Consider the following 18,553-nt stretch of genomic DNA (forward strand, 5'->3'; position numbering starts at 1 on the left):
TTCGCTCTCTCGTCCCTCGCCGTGCCCAAGGTTGCGCCAAGCCCAATGGCTGCACAACCCCCCAGCGACCTTCCGGAGGCATGCAACGCCCGTGCCATCCCGCGGGAAAGGCTGGGCTTTCACCAAAGCCCGGATTGACGGAAATCGCGCTGCGGTGCAAAGCCCGAGCCATGCCCGCTCCCCGCTATCCTCGCGATCTCCTCGGCTACGGTGCCAGCCCGCCGGACGCCGCCTGGCCCGGCGGGGCGAAGATCGCCGTCCAGTTCGTCGTCAACTACGAGGAGGGCGGCGAGAACACGGTCCTTCACGGCGACGCCGCCTCGGAGGCCTTCCTGTCGGAAATCGTCGGCGCCGCGCCCTGGCCCGGCCAGCGCCACATGAACATGGAATCGATCTACGAGTACGGCGCGCGCGCCGGCTTCTGGCGGCTCCACCGCATGTTCACCTCGCGCGCCATCCCGGTGACGGTCTTCGGCGTCGCGACCGCGCTCGCACGCAACCCGGAAGCGGTGGCGGCGATGCTGGAGGCCGATTGGGAGATCGCCTCGCACGGTCTCAAATGGATCGACTACAGGGACTACACGCTCTCCGACGAACGCGCGCATATGCGCCAGGCGCTGGCGATCCACGAGGCCGTCACGGGGGCACGCCCGCTCGGCTGGTACACGGGGCGCTCGTCGGAACATTCGCTGCGCGTCGTCCTGGAAGAGGGCGGCTTCCTCTATTCCTCCGACGCCTATGCCGACGACCTTCCCTACTGGGTGGAGGGCGCTCATAAGCCCCATCTCGTCGTGCCCTACACGCTCGACGCCAACGACATGCGCTTCGCCACACCGCAGGGCTTCAATTCCGGCGAGCAGTTCTTTGCCTACCTGAAGGACAGCTTCGACATTCTCTACGCCGAGGGCGGGGCGGGCGCGCCGAAGATGATGAATGTCGGCCTGCATTGCCGGCTGGCCGGCCGTCCTGGACGCGCGGCCGCGCTCGCCCGCTTTCTCGACTACGTGCAGGGATTTGATGGCGCCTGGCTCGCCCGGCGCATCGACATCGCCCGCCACTGGCATGAGCACCATGCGCCGGCCCTGTTCGAGCGGCCGAGCGGCATGGCGCGCGGCGCCTTCGTGGAAAAATTCGGCGGCGTCTTCGAGCATTCGCCCTGGATCGCCGAGGGCGCCTTTGCTGGCGAACTGGGGCCTGCGACCGACACGGCGCGGGGCCTGTGGGGCGCGATGGTGGCGGTCTTTCGTTCGAGCGGCGAGGCCAGGCAACTCTCCGTCCTCAAGGCGCATCCGGACCTTGCCGGCAGGCTGGCGCTCGCCAAGGGGCTGACGGCCTCCTCCAACGCCGAGCAGGCTTCCGCCGGGCTCGACAGTCTCACCGAGGCGGAGCTTGCCCGCTTCACCAGGCTGAACGCCGCCTATACCGAAAAATTCGGCTTTCCCTTCATCATGGCCGTGAAGGGGCGCAACAAGAGCGAGATTCTCGCCGCCTTCGAGCACCGCGCGGGCAACGATGCCGCGAGCGAGTTTTCGACGGCCTGCCGGGAGGTGGAGAAGATCGCCCTCCTGCGCCTTAAAGACCTTCTGCCGGAGAGACAGATTTGAGCGGCCTCTTCATCCCTGCAAAGCCGAGCGCGGAAGCGGAGGCCTTCGCGGCCCGTTTCATCGACCTTGCCCATCCGCGCCTCGGCAGCCGCGTCATGGACGTGAGCGACGAATTCTTCGCCGCGCGCGAGCGGCTCATCGAGCCGAAGCCGCCGGTCTTCCTGCCGGACGAATACGACGATCACGGTAAATGGATGGACGGCTGGGAGACGCGCCGCCGGCGCTCGCCCGGGCACGACTTTGCGGTAATCCGGCTCGGCACGCGCGGCGTCATCCGCGCCCTCGACATCGATACGAGCTTCTTCACCGGCAACTACCCGCCCGAGGCCATGATCGAGGCCGCCGCGAGCGAGGACGCTCCCCAGGAGCGGGACTGGCAGATGCTGGTGCCGAAAATGCGCCTTGCCGGCGACAGCCACCATGTCGTGGAGATCCACGATCCGCGGCCCTTCCGCTGGCTGAGGCTCTCCATCTATCCCGATGGCGGCGTGGCGCGGCTGCGCGTCTATGGCGAGGTCGCGATGGACTGGGCCGCCGTGTCGCCGCAGGAAAGCGTCGACCTTGCCGCGCTCGCCCATGGCGGGCGGGCGCTCGCCTGGTCGGACGCGCATTACGGCCATCCCTCCAACATGCTCGCCCCGGGCCGCGGGGCGAATATGGGCGACGGCTGGGAGACGGCGCGGCGGCGCGGACCCGGCAACGACTGGGCGGTGATCCGCCTCGGCACCGCCGGCACCGTGGAGCGGATCGAGCTCGACACCGCCCATTTCAAGGGCAACTACCCGGACCGTGCCTCAGTTCGCGCCATCCGGCTCGCCGACGAGCCCGGCCTCGGTCGCCTCGGCGAGGACAGCCCGCTCTGGCCGCTGCTGATGGAGGAGGTCAAGCTCGGCCCGGACGCCGTGCATTCCTTCGAGCACCTTCACGATCTCGGCCCGGTCACCCATATCCGTTTCGACATCTTTCCGGACGGAGGCGTCAGCCGGCTCCGCATCATCGGGAAAAAGGCGAGATGAACGAGGGTATCGCGGTTCTGCCGCTGACGAGAGACGCTTTCAGGCCCTTCGGCGAGGTGATCGCGGCCAAGGGCGTCGATCCGGTCTTCATCAACCGGGGCAAGGCAAAACGCTTTCATGCGCTGGCCACCGCCGATACCGGTGAGGCAGGCGGGCGGGCCATCATCAGCCTCTTCTCCGGGGATCCATACGAGCTGCCCATCCCGATTTCGATGATGGAGCGCCATCCGCTGGCGAGCCAGGCCTTCATGCCGCTCTCGGGCCGACCCTGGCTCGTCGTCGTGGCGCCGGACGAGCGCGGCCAGCCGGGAAGGCCGGTTGCCTTCCTGGCGGAGGGCGAGGAAGGCGTACAATTTGCCCGCGGCGTCTGGCACCATCCCCTGATCGCCCTTGGCGGGCGCGCCGATTTCCTCGTCGTCGACCGGGCGGGGCCGGAGGGCGAAGCGGCGGAAGTCAATCTGGAAGAATTCTTCTATCCCGCCCCCTTCCTCGTCCACGCCGTCGGCTGAGGAGACGGCGCGTTCGGGCCGGGCGGTGCCGCTCCGGCCTTTCCGGCAGGCCGTCGGGGCGCCTATGAGAGTGGAACGGGGGGCGACCGGCGCCGTTCGGCAAGGGACGGGCGGCAGCAAGCGCAGCGTGGAGCGGGCATGAACGCAATCGAAGAGGTGCTCCTGGCGGCCCGGAGCCGGGCCGAGCCGGATGCCGACATCGTCTTTCTCACCGAATACGTCCTGCCCGTGCGGATCGGCACCTACCGCCACGAGAAGAACGGACCGCAGCAGGTGCGCTTCGACATGGCCGTGGCAACGCCCGCGCGCCCGCCGCTCCAGCCCGGAGAGGTGGTGCCGCTCTCGGCCGTCCTTTCCTACGACACGCTGACGGATGCGATCGAAACCATCGTCGCCGAAGGGCATTTCGATCTGGTGGAGACGCTGGCGGAGCGGATCGCCGAACGGGTGCTGGAAGACCGGCTGGCGATGAGCGTGACGCTGAGGATCGAGAAGCTGGAACTGAAGCGCGCCCGCGCCGGCACCATGATCACCCGCCACCGCGGCTGATACCGGCAAAGCCGGCGCTTCACGACAGGCAAGCAACGAGGAGATGCCGCATGGCCGAAGAGTGCCGCTATACGAACGAGGAAGCCGCAAGCGAGGCGAAGGCGAGCCTGCCGGACTGGCGGGTGGAAGAGGGCATGCTCACCCGCAGCGTGAAGACCGGAAACTTCGCCGAGAGCCTTCTGGCCGCAAACGCCATCGGCTACCTTGCCGAGAAGGCCGACCATCATCCCGACCTCACGGTCAAATGGGGCTCGCTCGATATCGCGCTGAGAAGCCACGATGTCGACGCGCTGACGGATCGGGATTTTCAGCTGGCAAAGCAGATCGAGACCGTTCTCTGACGGAGATGCCGCCGGCATGCGGCCAACCGTCGGCAAAAGGCCAAAATGAGAAGCCACCCTCGGGCCGGACGTATTTTGAAGAACGAATGACAAAGGAGATACGGACGATGAGAAAGCTCACGCTCCTCCTAAGCGCGGGGCTTCTGTCCCTCGGCCTCGGATGCGCCGCCGCAAGCGCCGCCTCCCCCATCGCTCCCGCCGGCACGGCCATTCAGATTGCCGGCGGCCATCCGCTCGTCCTTGCCCAATGGGGACCGCCGGGCCCGCCGCGATGGGGACCTCCGCCCCGCCGCTGGCGCGGTCCTCCTCCCCGGCGCTGGCGCGGCCCGCCTCCCCGGCGCTTTGGCCCGCCGCCCGTGCGCCGCTACTACGGCGCGCCGCGGCCGTGGACGCCCGACTGGTACGCCTATTGCTCGTCGAAATACCGAAGCTTCGATCCGCGCAGCGGCACCTACCAGCCCTACAACGGACCGCGCCGGCTCTGCCGATAGGCCTCTCCGCGGGCTTATGGATTCCTTGCAAGAGCCACCGGCCGAGCGCCGGTGGCTTCTTTTTGCCTGGGGCGAAGGGCAGGTGCGTTCGCCGGCGCCGATCACCCCAAAATTGCGTCGGCGTTCCAGCCCACCAACTAGAAATCATCGCCCGGGCCCTGCCGGCGCCCTCGAGAGTCCTTCAACCCTCCGGCCGCAAGCCCCGCGCAATGTTCTCGGCGCAGGCCAGATTGCGAGGTCTTTCGACGGGGGGTTCATTGGAAGACGACAGCGATATTTCCGAGCGTCTCAGATTCGTGGTGCTCCAGAAGGAAGATTGCACGCGGCTGCGCGAGATCTGGCCAAAAATCGAGCCGGCGCTGCCTGCTCTCCTTGCAAAATTCTACGCCCATCTCGGCGCGTTTCCGCGCATGGCGAGCCTCGTCGGCAGCCAGCAGGAGCGTCTCGTCAAGGCGCAGGGCAGCCACTGGCGGCACCTCTTCAGCGGACGCTTCGACGCCGACTACGTCGCCAGCGTGCGCCGCATCGGCCTCGCCCATTTCAGGATCGGCATGGAGCCGCGCTGGTATATCGGCGGCTACGCCGTCCTTCTCAACGCGCTCGCCGGCCATCTGCACAATCTGCGCATGCGCGAGAAATCGCGGCGCGCCGCACTCGTGGCCATCAACAAGGCGCTGATGCTGGACATGGACATCGCCATCTCCGTCTATCAGGACGAGGCGGCGGCGAGCCGGCAGCGCAGCGCCGCGCTGGGCGATGCGATCGCCAGCTTTTCCAAGCAGGTGGAGACGAGCCTTGCCGTCTCCGGGCAGGCGAGCGCCGGCCTTTCGCGGAGCGCGGCGGCGATGACCGGCTCGATGGCCGATGCCGGCCGGCTTTCCGGCCGGATGGTTTCGGCGGCCGAGCAGACCTTCGCCGACATGCAGGCGGGCGCCGCGGCGGCCGAGCAGCTCTCTGCCTCCGTGCGCGAGATCGCCGAACAGGCGAGCCGCACGGCGGGAATCGCCGGGCGAGCGGTGGAGAGGGCCGAGCAGGCCAAGGCCTCCGTCCATGGCCTTTCCGGGCACGCCCGGCAGATCGAGGACGTCGTCGACCTCATCAACCAGATCGCCTCGAAAACGAACCTGCTTGCCCTCAACGCCACCATTGAGGCCGCGCGGGCCGGCGAGGCCGGCAAGGGATTTGCCATCGTGGCACAGGAGGTGAAGGCGCTCGCCACCCAGACCGCCAAAGCGACCACCGACATCGTCGCGCGCGTCAAGGCGATCCAGGAGTCCACCGGCGCGACGGATGCCATCATCGCCGAGATCGCCGGGGTGGTTTCGGAGGTCGACCTGGCCGCGACCGCCATTTCCGCCGCCGTGGAGGAGCAGACGGCCTCCACCGCGGAAATCGCCCAGAACGTCAACAAGACGGCAGCAAACGCCCGTATTGTCACGGAAGGCATCGCCTCGCTCGACGGCTCGACCGCGAGCGCCAGCGAAGCCGCCCGCGAGGTGGACGGCGCCCGCCAGACGCTCGACGGCGAACTGGCGCGCCTTCGCGCCGACATCGACGGGTTTCTGGAGAGGGTGAAGGCAGCCTGAGGCGGGCTTGAAGGAAAACAGAAAGGCGTCGGCCCAGCCGGCGCCTTTCTTGTTTCCGCCGGAAAGTGGCCAGACGCCGCACGGCCTTCGCGGCGGCGAGCCTGACGAAGCGGAGCAGGAAGCGGAGCGGAGCGGAAAAGAAAACTGGTGCCGCAGGGGAGGATTGAACTCCCGACCTCACCCTTACCAAGGGTGCGCTCTACCACTGAGCTACTGCGGCCCGTTTTCGCGGCCCGTCCGATCGCGCCAACTCCGAAACCGGGCGGCGCAAAGCCTCCGGCAAGGCGAGGCCTGCCGGCGCACCGGTCCATGCCACAAGCGCCAGCGCCTTGCAACACCGCGAAAGGACCGCAAAGCCGCGGCCCGAAAGCCAGGCGCAAGCCCCCTAGCCGCGCCATTGCAGGAGCCGGGGCCGAAGCCGGGCCGTTTCGTCTGGCGCGCCCGAAAGGTAACCCAATGCGGGCCGAGCGCTTCCTTGCGCCGCGCACCCCCGCTATGAAGGCCGGATGCAGAACGCCAGCCCGGACAAGGACGCGCTGCGCAAGGCGCGCGTGGCCCGCCTCGCCGAGGCGCTGAGAGCCAACCTGAAGCGCCGCAAGGCGCGCGCACGCTCCGCCGACGGCGAAGGGCCGGGCGGGGAGGACGGGCCGGAAGACGCCGGAGCCGCCACAAAGGGGCCGGCTTCGGCTTCCATAGGCTCCAAGGAATAGGGCCGCCCGCGACGCGAACGCGGCGGGTGGAAGGACGAAGAGACCGGAAACGGGGCGCGCCAGACGGGACCCCCGGCGCGACAAGGGGATAGTCGAAACATGGATTCCATCCGCATTCAGGGCGGCAGGCGCCTGTCGGGCACGATCGCGATCTCCGGGGCGAAGAACGCGACGCTGCCGCTGATGATCGCCAGCCTTCTCAGCCACGAGACGCTGACCTTGAAGAACGTGCCGCAGCTTGCCGACGTGCAGCTCCTGAAGCGCATCCTCGGCAATCATGGCGTCGACTATGCCGTGCGCGGCAAGCGCTCAAGCGCAGAGGTGCAGGCCGGCGAGACGCTGGAGCTTACGGCAAACCAGATCGTCGACACGACGGCGCCCTACGACCTCGTCTCGCGGATGCGCGCCTCCTTCTGGGTGATCGGCCCGCTGATCGCGCGCATGGGCGAGGCACGAGTCTCGCTACCGGGCGGCTGTGCCATCGGCACGCGGCCGGTCGATTTCTACCTTGCCGGCCTTCAGGCGCTCGGCGCGGAGATTTCGGTGGAAGGCGGCTACGTGCTCGCCAGGGCGCCGAAGGGGCTCATCGGCGCGCTCGTCGCCTTCCCGCGCGTCTCCGTCGGCGCGACGCATACGATCCTGATGGCGGCGGCGCTCGCCAAGGGCGAGAGCGTGATCGAGAACGCCGCCCGCGAGCCGGAAGTCGCCGACCTCGCCGAGTGCCTCACCAAGATGGGTGCGAAGATCGAGGGCGCCGGCACCGGCGAGATCCATGTGGAGGGCGTCGGCGCGCTGCATGCGGCCGAGCATTCCGTCCTGCCCGACCGGATCGAGACCGGCACCTACGCGATGGCGGTAGCGGCGACCGGCGGCGAGGTGACGCTCTCGGGCGCCCGGCCGGACCTTCTGCGCGCGGCCCTCGACACGCTCGTGGAAGCCGGCGTGGAGGTGACGGAGACCAACGAGGGTATCCGGATCGCCCGCAACGGCGGCGGCCTCAGGCCCGTCGCGGTGACGACGCAGCCCTTCCCGGGCTTTCCGACCGACCTGCAGGCCCAGCTGATGGCGTTGATGAGCCGCGCCGAGGGCACTTCGGAGATCACCGAGACGATCTTCGAGAACCGCTTCATGCACGTACAGGAGCTCTCGCGCCTCGGCGCCGACATCCGTCTCGACGGGCAGACGGCCACCATCCGCGGGGTGGAGAAGCTGACGGGCGCGCAGGTCATGGCGACGGATCTCAGGGCCTCCGTGTCGCTCGTCATCGGCGGGCTGGCGGCGGAAGGGGAGACGGTGGTCAACCGCGTCTACCATCTCGACCGCGGCTTCGAGCACCTGGAAGAGAAGCTTTCCGCCTGCGGGGCGCAGATCGAGCGCGTCAGGGCCTGAGGCCAAAGCCGGCGCGCGAGGCGCGGAAAGCGCCGTTACAAGGGGGTGGGGCCAGCCGCGCCGCTTTGCCCGTGCGCCTTGCCCTTGCCGCGGCAACGCCCTAGAGCCTAGGGCTATGGCATGCGCACGGCCGGGCGCTTTTTCCGCTCGGCATCCGCCCGATCCTGAAGTGCAAAAGGGGCCCGTCCGGGACGAGATTTCATGGCGTCGAACGACCGACTGCGTCTGATGGCAATGGACGAGGAGGATCTCGCGATCCTCTCCGCGCATGTGCAGGACGCCGTCCTGAAGGTCGGCGACATCACCTGGCTGCCGGCCGAAAAGCGCCTCGTCCTCGCCCTCAACCGTTTCGCCTGGGAGGCGACTCCCTCCGGCAAGGGGCTGTCGCGCAGCTACGAGCGGCGACGCACGGCGCTGCATTTCGAGCGCGTGGAAAAAGTGCTCAGCCACGGCATCGACAAGAGCGACAAGGAAGCGGTGCTGTCGCTGCTCGCCATCAGCTTTGCGGCCGGCGAAGCGCCCTCGGGCGAGGTCACGCTGGTCTTCGCCGGCGATGCGACGCTGAAGCTGGCGGTGGAGTGCATCGAGGCGCAGCTCAGCGACCTGGGCCCGGCCTGGTCGACGCCGAACCTTCCCCGCCACATCGCTTCGTGAGAGAAGCCACGCCATGGCCCAGTTCCTCTCCACGAGCGACGCGGACTTCCAATCGCGCTTTTCCGCCTTCCTCGCCGCCAAGCGCGAGGCGGCGGCCGATGTCGACGAGGCGGTGCGCGAGATCATCGCCGATGTGCGGGCCCGCGGGGACGCGGCGCTCGCCGAGCTGACGCTGCGCTTCGACAAGGTCGACATTGATAAGCGCGGCATGCGCATTTCGGCAGAAGAAATCCGCCAGGCCGTCGCCGATTGCCCCGAAGACATCCTTGCGGCGCTCACCCTCGCCCGCGACCGGCTCAAGGCCGGCCAGGAGCGGCTGATGCCGGCCGATACGAGCTCGACCGACGCGCTCGGCGTCCGGCTCGGCACGCGCTGGAGCGCCGTCGATTCGGCCGGCCTGTACGTGCCCGGCGGCACGGCGGCCTATCCGAGCAGCGTCATCATGAACGCCGTGCCGGCGAAGGTGGCGGGCGTGGAGCGCCTCGTCATGACGGTGCCGACGCCGGACGGCGTCTTCAACCCGCTCGTCCTCGTCGCCGCCGAGATTTCCGGCGTCGACGAGATCTACCGGATCGGGGGAGCGCAGGCGATCGCCGCCCTCGCCTACGGCACGGAAACGATCTCGCCGGTCGCGATGATCTGCGGGCCCGGCAACGCCTATGTGGCCGCCGCCAAGCGCCGGGTCTTCGGCCAGGTCGGCATCGACATGATCGCGGGGCCGTCGGAAATCCTCGTCATCGCCGATGCCGAGAACGATCCGGCCTGGCTCGCCGCCGACCTTCTCTCGCAGGCCGAGCACGACGCCGTCGCCCAGTCGATCCTGATCACCGACGATGCGACCTTCGGCAGGACGGTGGCGGAGGAGGTGGAGCGCCAGCTTGAGCTTCTGCCGCGCAAGGCGATCGCCGGGGCGAGCTGGCGCGATTACGGCGCCGTCATCACCGTTGCCGATTTCAGCGAGGCGGCGCGCCTTGCCGACCGCATCGCCGCCGAGCATCTGGAGATCTGCACGGACCGGCCGGAGGCGCTGCTGGAGAAGATCCGGCATGCGGGCGCGGTCTTCCTCGGGCGCACGACGCCGGAAGTGATCGGCGATTATGTCGGCGGCTCCAACCATGTCCTGCCGACGGCGCGCTCGGCGCGCTTTTCCTCCGGTCTTTCGGTCCTCGACTTCCTGAAGCGCAGCTCGATCCTCTCCTGCCCGCCGGAAGCGCTGGCCGAGCTCGGCCCGGCGGCCGTCGCGCTTGCCCGCGCGGAGGGTCTGGAGGCGCATGCGCGCGCCATCACCATCCGGATGAACCGCTGAGGCCGGGCGATGGCGAAGGGCACGGGCACGAACCGGCTGATCGCTGTCGACCTGGACGATTCCATCGGCCGTGGCCCGCCCGACATCGAGCACGAGCGTGCCGTCGCCATCTTCGACCTGATCGACGAGAATTCCTTCACGCCCACAGGGGGCCATGAGGGCCCCTTCCGGCTGAAGCTGTCGCTCGCCGAGCGCCGCCTGATCCTGGAAGTGCGCCGGGAGGACGGCAAGGAGGTGATGACCCACATCCTCTCCCTCAGTCCCTTCCGCAAGATCGTGAAGGACTACTTCGTCATCTGCGAGAGCTACTACGAAGCGATCAAGATGGGCTCGCCCTCGCGCATCGAGGCGATCGACATGGGCCGCCGCGGTGTCCACGACGAGGGCTCCCGCCTCCTGCAGGAGCGGCTCGCCGGGAAGATCGAGGTCGATTTCGACACTGCCCGCCGGCTCTTCACCCTCGTCTGCGTGCTCCACTGGCGCGGATGAGCGGCAGCGCGCCCCGCGCGCCGGCATCGATCCTCTTTCTGTGCGGGCGCAATTCCGTGCGCTCGCCCATGGCCGAGGCCCTTGCACGGGCGATGCTCGGACCCAACATCTGGATTGCTTCTGCGGGAATTTCGCCCGGCGCGCGCGACCCTTTCGTCGATAGCGTCCTCTCCGAGATCGGCCTTGGCGTCGCGGCCGGGCGCCCGCAGGGGCTGGATGGTCTGGAAGACTACAATTTCGACCTCGCCGTGACCCTGTCGCCGGAGGCGCATCACCGCGCGCTGGAGCTGACACGCACCACGGCGATCGAGGTCGAATACTGGCCGACCCCCGACCCGACACTCGCCTCCGGCAGCCGCGAGCAGATCCTTTCAGCCTACCGGGATCTGCGCGAGCGGCTGAAGCGGCGGATCGCTTCGCGCTTCATCGGCGCGGACTGAGCCGGCCGCCGCGCGCTCGCGCGCATGTTGCGGCGCCGGAAACGGTTCACACTTCCCGAGCTTTGCGGTAGGTAGGCCCGCCGACCGGCATGAACACAAGGTGATAGATGGCCAAAGAAGAGGTACTGGAATTTCCCGGCGTCGTGACCGAACTCCTTCCCAACGCGACATTTCGCGTGAAGCTGGAGAACGACCACGAGATCATAGCCCATACCGCCGGACGCATGCGCAAGAACCGCATTCGCGTGCTCGCGGGCGACAAGGTTCTCGTGGAGATGACGCCTTACGACCTGACCAAGGGGCGTATCACCTACCGCTACAAGTAGCAGCAGGCCTTTCGGCCTTTTGAGGGCGCCCCAGGGCCATGAACCGCCACAAGCATCCACCCGCACCGCTCGTCCTCGCTTCCGGCTCGCCGCGACGCCTGCAGCTTCTGGAGCAGATCGGCATATCGCCCGACCGGCTCCTGCCGCCCAGCATCGACGAGACGCCGCAGCGCAAGGAGCTGCCGCGCTCCATGGCGCGGCGCCTGGCGCGCACCAAGGCGGAGGTGGCGATGCGCGCCGCGCGCCGCGACCCGGCGCTCGACGGAGCCTATGTGCTCGCCGCCGATACGGTCGTCGCCGTCGGACGGCGCATCCTGCCCAAGCCGGAGGTCACCGACGAGGCGGCGGCGTGCCTGCGCCTTCTTTCCGGGCGCGCCCACCGCGTCTATACCGCGGTCTGCCTGATGACGCCGAAGGGCGTGGCGCGGCAGAAGCTGATCGAGACCCGCGTGCGCTTCAAGCGCCTGTCGCGCGAGGAGATGGACACCTACCTCGCCTCCGGCGAATGGCAGGGAAAGGCCGGCGGCTACGCCATCCAGGGCCGGGCCGGCGCCTTCGTCGTCAAGCTCGTCGGCTCCTACACCAATGTCGTCGGCCTGCCGCTCTTCGAGACGATGAGCCTTCTGGCCGGCGAGCATTTCGCCGTCTACGAGAACTGGATGGAGCCCGCGTAATGGCGCGTGCCGCACGCCCGAGAGGCCCGCGCTGCCCGATCTGCGGCAAGCCGGCTTCGGCGGAGGATATGCCCTTCTGCTCGCCCCGCTGCCGCGAGGTCGATCTCAACCGCTGGCTGGGCGGCGCCTATGCGATCCCCGGCGAGCCCGTGCGCGAGACCAGCAGCGAGGACGGGGAGGAATAAGCGAGCCCGCCCGCATCCTGCCTGCAGGCCGTTCCACACCCTTCTCGCGGCACCTCCGACAGGCTGCGGCGCGAAGTCCGGCATAAGCGCCTCAGGCGTCTGGACAGGGCCGGCCGCCTCTCCTATAACCCCGCTCGCCTCAAGGCCTTTGCGGCCCTTTCGGCAAAGCCCAGGTAGCTCAGTTGGTAGAGCAGCGGACTGAAAATCCGCGTGTCGGTGGTTCGAATCCGCCCCTGGGCACCACTTTCCGCCTAAAGACTTCAAGAAAGCCTGGAAATCTCGAGACTGGTTTCGGCCGTCCGCACCTCGGCGCGCGCTTTTCCCCAAGTATGCGCCACGGACGACGTCGCGCCTGAGGCCATCCGGGAACGTTGTTCCGATCCGCCCCCCGGGCATAACGCGGGCCGGTAGGAGGGATGCCGTTACATTGCGGGACCAGATATTCCTTGAGCGGACAGCTAGTGGACCGCGGCGAACATGATCTTTGCTTCGCTGGCGTTGTCGATCGTCATCTCTTCGACCACGCGGCCCTGGCGCACGACGAGCACGCGGTCGGACAGCGCCAGGATTTCGGGGAGATAGGACGAGATCACAACGACCGCGATCCCGGCATCCGCCAGCTCTTCGATGAAGCGGTGGATCTCCACGATCGCCCCGACATCGACGCCGCGCGTCGGCTCGTCGAAAATGATCAGCTTCGGCTTCTGGATCGCCGCCTTGGCGATGACGACCTTCTGCTGGTTGCCGCCCGACAGTTCGATGATCCGCGCATCCGGGTCGATCGCCTTGACGTCCAGTCTCTTGATCCACTCTTTAGCGAGCGCTTTCGCCTCCGAGCGCGAGACGACGGTCAGCGGGTTCGACTTCCTGCCGAGCTCTCCCATGTGGATGTTCTCGGCGATCGACATGGTCTCGAAGAAACCCTCGGACTTGCGGTCCTCGGTGACGTAAACGATGCCGCTCCTGACCGCCTGCTCGGGCGTGCGGTAGCGCACGCGCTCGCCGTTGTATTTGACAACCCCGCCATGGAAGAAGTCGCGCTTGTCGACCCCGGCGACGATCTTCATCGTCTCGGTGCGGCCGGCGCCCACCAGCCCGAACAGCCCTGTCACCTGCCCTGAATAGATGGAAAAGGAGTTGTTCCGCACGATCCGGCCCTTGGAGAGGTTCTGGACGCTGAGCGCCATCTCTCCGTAAGGCCGGGGCCGGCGTTCGCCCGCATTGGCGTAGAGCTCGTCCGACAGCGAGCGGCCGACCATGGCGTCGATGATCTTGTTGCGGTCGAAGTTCTTCGTCTCGTCCGTCGCGACGACCTCCCCGTCGCGCAAAACCGTGATGCGGTCCGACAGAGCGAGCGCCTCTTCCAGCGCGTGGCTGATGAAGATGATGGTGACGCCATCCTTGCGGAGCCGGCGCACGAGGTTGAAGAAATGGAACTTCTCTTCCGGCGTCAGGCTGGCGGTCGGCTCGTCGAAGATAATGATGCGCGCCTGGTGATGCACGGCGCGGGCGATCTCCACCATCTGCTTCTTCGCCGCGCCGAGCGAGGAGACCAGCGCTTCGGGCTCTACGTAGAAGTTGAGCGACAGCAGGAAGCGCTGCGCCTTGATGTAGAGGCCGCGCAGGCGATTGAACATCTCCTCTTCGCCGAGATAGATATTCTGCGCGACCGTCATGGAGGGAACGAGGTTGGTCTCCTGAAACACCATGGCGATGCCGCGGTGGCGCGCCTCGCCCGGCGTCTTCATGACCAGCGGCTTGCCATCGAGGAACATCTCGCCCCGCGTCAGCTGATAGACGCCGGCGAGCACCTTGGTCAGGGTCGACTTTCCCGCGCCGTTCTCGCCGACGATGGCATGGATCTCGCCTTCGTGCAGATCGAAGTTGATATCCTTGATCGCCGGGACGCCACGAAACTCCTTGGTGGCGTTCCTGAAACTGAGAAGCGTGGTCACAGCTCGACTCCAATTCCGATCTGCGCGTTGACCGGGACGGCGACCACCCGGCCGGATCCGCAGGCGCCGATCATGAGCCGCCCGTCCTTCTCCGCGAGCGAGGTCACCCCGTGAACGTTGCCGTCGGCGCGGCTGTGAACGCTCGCGACCGGGCGGAACTGCGCGTTGCACTGCAGAGCGAGACCGTATGACCAGCTCGGCGACCAGGGTTTGAGGACGTTGAGCTTCTTGCGCGCGCCGCCCTGGATCGGCTCAAGAAAGCTCTTTCCGCTGGAGAGCGCCGGCGCGATCCAGAATTGCGGATCGACGGTATCGATCATCCTTTCGCAATAGCGCCGCTCGAGGATGACGAACTCGACCAGGGGATTGCGCGGCGCAAAGAGGGCGAGCCAGAACGCGCCGTCCGAGGTCGGTGCGACGAAGCCGGGATAGGCGGGCAACTCGATCAGAAGCTCGACCGGCGCCGAGGGCTCCGACGCGCTGAGGCCCACCACCCGATGTTCCCAGGCCTCCGAGACAAAAAGCTCGCCCTGGCGCCCGAGAGCGAGGCCTGAAGGAAAGGCCAGTCCCTTCGCCAGCGGCACGGCCGCTTCGGCGCCCTTGCCGAGGTCGATCCGCCAGACGCTGCCGGAATGGCATTGCTTCATCAGGTCGCGCTTCCACTCGGCGGCGACATGCTCGTCCGATCCGATCGCGACGATGAGCGTGTGCGGGTCGACAAAGACGCAGCCCGTGGGACAGGCGAACCGCGTGGCGCCCGTCCCTGTCAGGGCCATGCCATCGTGCGCGCCGCCGCGGATGAGGATGCCCTCGCCGTCCTGACCGATCGCCAGCGCCCCGGCGCCATCGGATGCGATGCAGGTGATGGGGCGGGCAAAGGTCTCGAGCGGTTGCGCGCGGAAACCTTCGCCCTCCGGCATGAGGGACAAGAGCTCGCTTGCCGCAGAGGCGAACACGCCGGCGGGCGCCACGCACAGATTGTCTATGCCTTCCTGCTCCAACAGGACCGGCGCCTCGTCCAGCATCGCATTGGGATGCAGCGGCCCGTCCATCGCCGGCACGATCCGCTCCGGCGGGTCGATGCCGCGAAAGCGCTCGTAGCTGCGTTGCAGAAACGCCCTCATTTGGCGTCCCCCCAATAGGAAGCCGGTCCCGTCCAGTTCGGGTCGGCGCCTTCGATCCTGTAGCGGCCGATGCGGTTGTTGGAGACGCCGCCGAGATACAGCCAGCCCTTGTGCTCGCGCATGGAGGTGATCATCGGATGGTTCTGGCCGCCGAGGTCCCAGAGGCTTTCCAGGATGTTGCCGTTCTCGTCGAACTTGATCACGCAGCCGGTATTGATGTTCGGGTAGAGCCAGAAATCCGGCGCCACGCGCTTGGCCATGCGGCGGCGGAAATCGGGCATCGTCATCGCAAGATCGAGGGCCGGCGTGCGCATGCCCAGCAAGGCGGCCCAGTAATTGCCGTCGGAGGCCCGGTTGATGTTGTCCGGATAGCCCGGCAGGTTGGTCAGGACCGGCTCGGTGCGCCCTTTCTTGGGGCCGGCGAAATAATAGCGGCTGATGGAGCAGGTCCAGCTCTCCGCATAGAGGATGGAACAGCCGTCGCGCATGGTCGTGATGCCGTTGGCGAAGACCAGATTGGGCAGCACCGTGCGCGTGGAGCCGTCGCGCGGATCGTAGCAGATGATCCGGCCGTTGCCCCGGCTTTCCAGCGCATCGGTGGCCCATTCCTCCTGCTCGTAGCGCACGGTCGCTTCGCTGAAAAAGATCCGCCCGTCCGGCGCGATGTCGAGGTCGTCCGCCAGGCGCAGCCGCGAATCGTCCACCACCGAGGTCCAGCGCCGGTTGGTCTCATCGGTCACCTTCGTCGAGATTCCGTCCGGCGTGACCTGGTAGAGCCCCATGCCGCCGATGCAGACGAGAAGATTGTCGTTCTTGTCGAAGGCCATGCCGAGCGGATGGCCGCCGATATGGGCGAGCACCTCGTTGGTCTGATAGTCGGGCGCGAAGAACTTGACGATGTCGCCGTGCCGCGTGCCGCAATAAAGGTTGTCGTGACGATCGAGGATCACGTCCTCCGGGCCCTCGATCTCGCCCAATCCGATCACCTCGACGGTGCGCAGCTTGTCGTTTAGCCGGTAGGGCGAGGCAGGATCGGTCGTCTTCGGCGGCGGCGGCAGGTTGAGATAGGTGGGCGAGACGTAGCTCTTGCTGAGGAGCTGCTCCTTGTTGCGCACCCACCGCATGTCCAGGAAGACCGCCGCGATCAGGAATATGCCGAGCACCGTGGAGGTGATCGAACCGGGCACGCCGAAGCTGATCAGGCTGTTGGTGATGATCAGCACCAGCAAGGCACCGAGGATGGCCTTGGCCACCGATCCGCGCCCGCCGCCCAGCGAATTGCCGCCGAGCACCACGGCCGTCAGCGCCGAGACCTCCATGCCGATGCCGGTATCGGCTCCGGCGCTTCCCAGGCGGGCCGCGTAGAGGAAGCCGGCGACCGAGCACAGGATACCGGACCAGACATAGGCGAGGCACACCGTGCGGCGCACATTGATGCCGGCGTTATAGGCCGAACGGCGCGCACCGCCGACGGCCGTCAGCCGCCAGCCGGGCCGCATGCGCGACAGGACGATGTGCCAGACGATCGCAATGAGCCCCGACACCAGAAGAGAGAGAGGGAAGCCGTAGACCGTGCCGAAACCGATGAAGTCCCACAGGGCGGAATCGGCGAAGCCCGTCACCAGCGCGGTCGAATAATGCAGGAAGACGATGACGTATACGGAACGCAGGATGATCAGCGTCACCAGCGTCGTCAGAAAGGCGCGCAGCCTGAGGTAGCCAATGAGCACCCCGTTGAGGAGCCCGTAAAGGGCGCCCATGGCGAGCACACCGGCCAGCACGATGAGGACGGGCAGTTCCCAGACGTTCATCCCCAGCAGGGATCCGAGCACGGCCATGGCGAACATGGAGCCGACGGAAAGGTCGATGCCGCCCGACAGAAGGACGATCGCCAAAGCGAGCACGATCAGTCCGAACTCCGCCATCTGCCGCCCGAGGTCGGACAGGCTCGACAGGGTGAAAAAGTTCGGAAGCAGCGGTCCCAGGACTGCAATCACGATCAGCAGGACCAGGAATGGAATCGCGTTGTCCACCCAACGCTTGGAGAGCACCTCCCCGATCAGGTGATCGGGGAGGTATTTGTATCGCAGCCGCGTGAGGCTGGCCTGGCTGAACATCTGGACTAGACCCCTGGAGACACTTCTCGATCGGCCGCGCTATCGGCCGGCGACCTACTTGAGATCGTCGAGCGACCAGCAGTTACGGGGGGTCAGATTGTCCTTCGTGAGCAGCGTCAGGGGCGTGTAGTAGGTGTTCTTGATCTCGCCCGCCTTGGCGTCGGAGAGCAGGATCTCGACGATCTGCTGGTTCAAGATATCGCCCTGAAGGGGGACGTCGTAGCTGACGATCATATCGAGCAGGCCCTTCTCGATATTCTCGCAGCCATTCGTCGTGCCGCCGCCCGACGTGACGACATAAACCTGGTCGCTCTTGCCGGCTTCCTGGATCGCCGCGCCCGCGCCGACATCCTGGTTGTCCCAGTTGCCGACGACGCCGCAAAGGTCCGGATGCTGCTCGAGCACCGTCTCCATGATGGCCCGCGCCTTGGCCGGATCGTAATTGGCCGCCTGCTCGGAAACGACCTTGATGTGGTCGAGCTTGTCGAACACGTCATGATAGGCAAACAGCTCGTAAAGGTTCGACGCCGCGGTGGGCACGCCCTGCATGATGGCGATCTTGCCGGACGTGTCGGGACCGCATTTGTCGGCGAGTACCTTCGCCTCGATGTAGCCCACCTTCACCCAATCGGCGCCGACATAGGAATCGGTGGTGTAGGAGGATTCCAGATTGACCTGAAGGACCTTGATGCCGGCGGCCTCGGCGCGCTTCAGCAGGCGCGCATAGGATTGCACATCCGGGTTGTGGATGATCATCAGGTCGGGCTTTTCGGAGATCAGCGCCGTGATGGCACGCGTGCCGGCATCCGTGCTCCAGTTCGGATCGCGGATCTCGAAGGTGTAGCCGAGATCCTCGGCCTGGCGACGCATGATCGCCGCCCAGCCCTCGGTGAGGTCGAAGCCCATGGCAAGCGGGACGAACACGACGCGCTTGCCTTCAAGCGGCTTGTAGTAGGGGTCGCGGCGCTCGGCATTGTCGAGCCCCTGTGTGGCAGCGCTTGCCGCCAACGCGCTGCCCAGCAGCGCCGATGCCGCCAGGAGCACCGTGCAGACCTTTCGCATGTTCAACAAGATTCTTTCCTCCCGTT

The 18,553-nt window shown here is 67.0% G+C and carries 20 protein-coding genes and 2 tRNA genes; 17 read left to right on the top strand and 5 right to left on the bottom strand.

Annotated elements, in window-relative coordinates; all coding sequences use genetic code 11:
- The first annotated feature begins 170 nt into the window (after nt 1–170).
- The 7 genes from puuE to CLD20_RS17800 all read left to right on the top strand — a co-directional run bounded on the left by puuE (nt 171) and on the right by CLD20_RS17800 (nt 6,096).
- Nucleotides 171–1,604, top strand: a complete 1,434-nt coding sequence (gene puuE, locus CLD20_RS17770; RefSeq protein ID WP_224408012.1) for an allantoinase PuuE — start codon at nt 171–173, stop codon at nt 1,602–1,604.
- Nucleotides 1,601–2,620 (top strand): allantoicase, encoded by a 1,020-nt coding sequence (gene alc, locus CLD20_RS17775; RefSeq protein ID WP_224408013.1) that lies wholly within the window; start codon nt 1,601–1,603, stop codon nt 2,618–2,620. Before puuE ends, alc begins: the two co-directional genes overlap by 4 nt.
- The gene (locus tag CLD20_RS17780; protein WP_224408014.1) at nt 2,617–3,129 is read left to right on the top strand and encodes an ureidoglycolate lyase; all 513 of its coding nucleotides are present in this window, start codon (nt 2,617–2,619) and stop codon (nt 3,127–3,129) included. Before alc ends, CLD20_RS17780 begins: the two co-directional genes overlap by 4 nt.
- 138 nt (nt 3,130–3,267) lie before the next feature.
- A complete protein-coding gene (locus CLD20_RS17785; RefSeq protein ID WP_224408015.1) occupies nt 3,268–3,678 on the top strand; it encodes a dihydroneopterin aldolase in 411 nt (136 codons plus the stop codon).
- 50 nt (nt 3,679–3,728) lie between these two features.
- Nucleotides 3,729–4,019, top strand: a complete 291-nt coding sequence (locus CLD20_RS17790) for a 4a-hydroxytetrahydrobiopterin dehydratase (protein ID WP_224408016.1) — start codon at nt 3,729–3,731, stop codon at nt 4,017–4,019.
- 107 nt (nt 4,020–4,126) lie between these two features.
- Nucleotides 4,127–4,510 carry a BA14K family protein gene (locus CLD20_RS17795; RefSeq protein WP_224408017.1) on the top strand — a complete coding sequence of 128 codons (384 nt, stop codon included), beginning with the start codon at nt 4,127–4,129 and terminating at the stop codon, nt 4,508–4,510.
- A gap of 257 nt (nt 4,511–4,767) precedes the next feature.
- A complete protein-coding gene (locus CLD20_RS17800; RefSeq protein WP_224408018.1) occupies nt 4,768–6,096 on the top strand; it encodes a globin-coupled sensor protein in 1,329 nt (442 codons plus the stop codon).
- A gap of 145 nt (nt 6,097–6,241) precedes the next feature.
- Here the strand turns inward: CLD20_RS17800 and CLD20_RS17805 are convergent.
- Nucleotides 6,242–6,316: transfer RNA gene (locus tag CLD20_RS17805), tRNA-Thr, on the bottom strand.
- 286 nt (nt 6,317–6,602) lie between these two features.
- Between CLD20_RS17805 and CLD20_RS17810 the strand changes: the two genes are divergently transcribed.
- The 10 genes from CLD20_RS17810 to CLD20_RS17855 all read left to right on the top strand — a co-directional run bounded on the left by CLD20_RS17810 (nt 6,603) and on the right by CLD20_RS17855 (nt 12,512).
- Entirely contained in the window at nt 6,603–6,806 is a 204-nt protein-coding gene (locus CLD20_RS17810) for a hypothetical protein (protein WP_224408019.1), read from the top strand.
- Between the two features lie 99 nt (nt 6,807–6,905).
- The gene (gene murA / locus CLD20_RS17815) at nt 6,906–8,195 is read left to right on the top strand and encodes a UDP-N-acetylglucosamine 1-carboxyvinyltransferase (protein WP_224408020.1); all 1,290 of its coding nucleotides are present in this window, start codon (nt 6,906–6,908) and stop codon (nt 8,193–8,195) included.
- Between the two features lie 201 nt (nt 8,196–8,396).
- Nucleotides 8,397–8,849 (top strand): DUF2948 family protein, encoded by a 453-nt coding sequence (locus tag CLD20_RS17820; RefSeq protein WP_224408021.1) that lies wholly within the window; start codon nt 8,397–8,399, stop codon nt 8,847–8,849.
- Between the two features lie 13 nt (nt 8,850–8,862).
- Nucleotides 8,863–10,155 (top strand): histidinol dehydrogenase, encoded by a 1,293-nt coding sequence (gene hisD, locus CLD20_RS17825; RefSeq protein WP_224408022.1) that lies wholly within the window; start codon nt 8,863–8,865, stop codon nt 10,153–10,155.
- Between the two features lie 9 nt (nt 10,156–10,164).
- The gene (locus CLD20_RS17830) at nt 10,165–10,644 is read left to right on the top strand and encodes a UPF0262 family protein (RefSeq protein ID WP_224408023.1); all 480 of its coding nucleotides are present in this window, start codon (nt 10,165–10,167) and stop codon (nt 10,642–10,644) included.
- Nucleotides 10,641–11,084, top strand: coding sequence for a low molecular weight phosphatase family protein (locus CLD20_RS17835; protein ID WP_224408024.1), 444 nt, complete (start codon nt 10,641–10,643; stop codon nt 11,082–11,084). The genes CLD20_RS17830 and CLD20_RS17835 overlap by 4 nt, the downstream gene beginning before the upstream one ends.
- A gap of 107 nt (nt 11,085–11,191) precedes the next feature.
- Complete coding sequence (gene infA, locus CLD20_RS17840) at nt 11,192–11,410, top strand: translation initiation factor IF-1 (protein ID WP_028482718.1); 219 nt, start codon at nt 11,192–11,194, stop codon at nt 11,408–11,410.
- A gap of 38 nt (nt 11,411–11,448) precedes the next feature.
- Nucleotides 11,449–12,084 carry a Maf-like protein gene (locus CLD20_RS17845; RefSeq protein WP_224408025.1) on the top strand — a complete coding sequence of 212 codons (636 nt, stop codon included), beginning with the start codon at nt 11,449–11,451 and terminating at the stop codon, nt 12,082–12,084.
- The gene (gene yacG / locus CLD20_RS17850; RefSeq protein WP_224408026.1) at nt 12,084–12,269 is read left to right on the top strand and encodes a DNA gyrase inhibitor YacG; all 186 of its coding nucleotides are present in this window, start codon (nt 12,084–12,086) and stop codon (nt 12,267–12,269) included. Before CLD20_RS17845 ends, yacG begins: the two co-directional genes overlap by 1 nt.
- Nucleotides 12,270–12,436: 167 nt before the next feature.
- Nucleotides 12,437–12,512: transfer RNA gene (locus CLD20_RS17855), tRNA-Phe, on the top strand.
- A 215-nt stretch (nt 12,513–12,727) separates the two neighbouring features.
- Here the strand turns inward: CLD20_RS17855 and CLD20_RS17860 are convergent.
- From CLD20_RS17860 to CLD20_RS17875, 4 genes are read right to left on the bottom strand one after another with little or no spacing between them, the layout of a single operon-like run.
- Nucleotides 12,728–14,224 carry a sugar ABC transporter ATP-binding protein gene (locus CLD20_RS17860; RefSeq protein ID WP_224408027.1) on the bottom strand — a complete coding sequence of 499 codons (1,497 nt, stop codon included), beginning with the start codon at nt 14,222–14,224 and terminating at the stop codon, nt 12,728–12,730.
- Entirely contained in the window at nt 14,221–15,348 is a 1,128-nt protein-coding gene (locus tag CLD20_RS17865) for a strictosidine synthase (protein WP_224408028.1), read from the bottom strand. Before CLD20_RS17865 ends, CLD20_RS17860 begins: the two co-directional genes overlap by 4 nt.
- Nucleotides 15,345–17,465 (bottom strand): SMP-30/gluconolactonase/LRE family protein, encoded by a 2,121-nt coding sequence (locus CLD20_RS17870; protein WP_224408029.1) that lies wholly within the window; start codon nt 17,463–17,465, stop codon nt 15,345–15,347. Before CLD20_RS17870 ends, CLD20_RS17865 begins: the two co-directional genes overlap by 4 nt.
- 54 nt (nt 17,466–17,519) lie before the next feature.
- On the bottom strand, nt 17,520–18,527 hold the full coding sequence (locus CLD20_RS17875; RefSeq protein ID WP_224408097.1) for a sugar ABC transporter substrate-binding protein: 1,008 nt from the start codon (nt 18,525–18,527) through the stop codon (nt 17,520–17,522).
- Between the last annotated feature and the right edge of the window lie 26 nt (nt 18,528–18,553).

It is taken from the genome of Afifella sp. IM 167, from assembly GCF_020144925.1.
GTDB lineage: Bacteria > Pseudomonadota > Alphaproteobacteria > Rhizobiales > Afifellaceae > Afifella.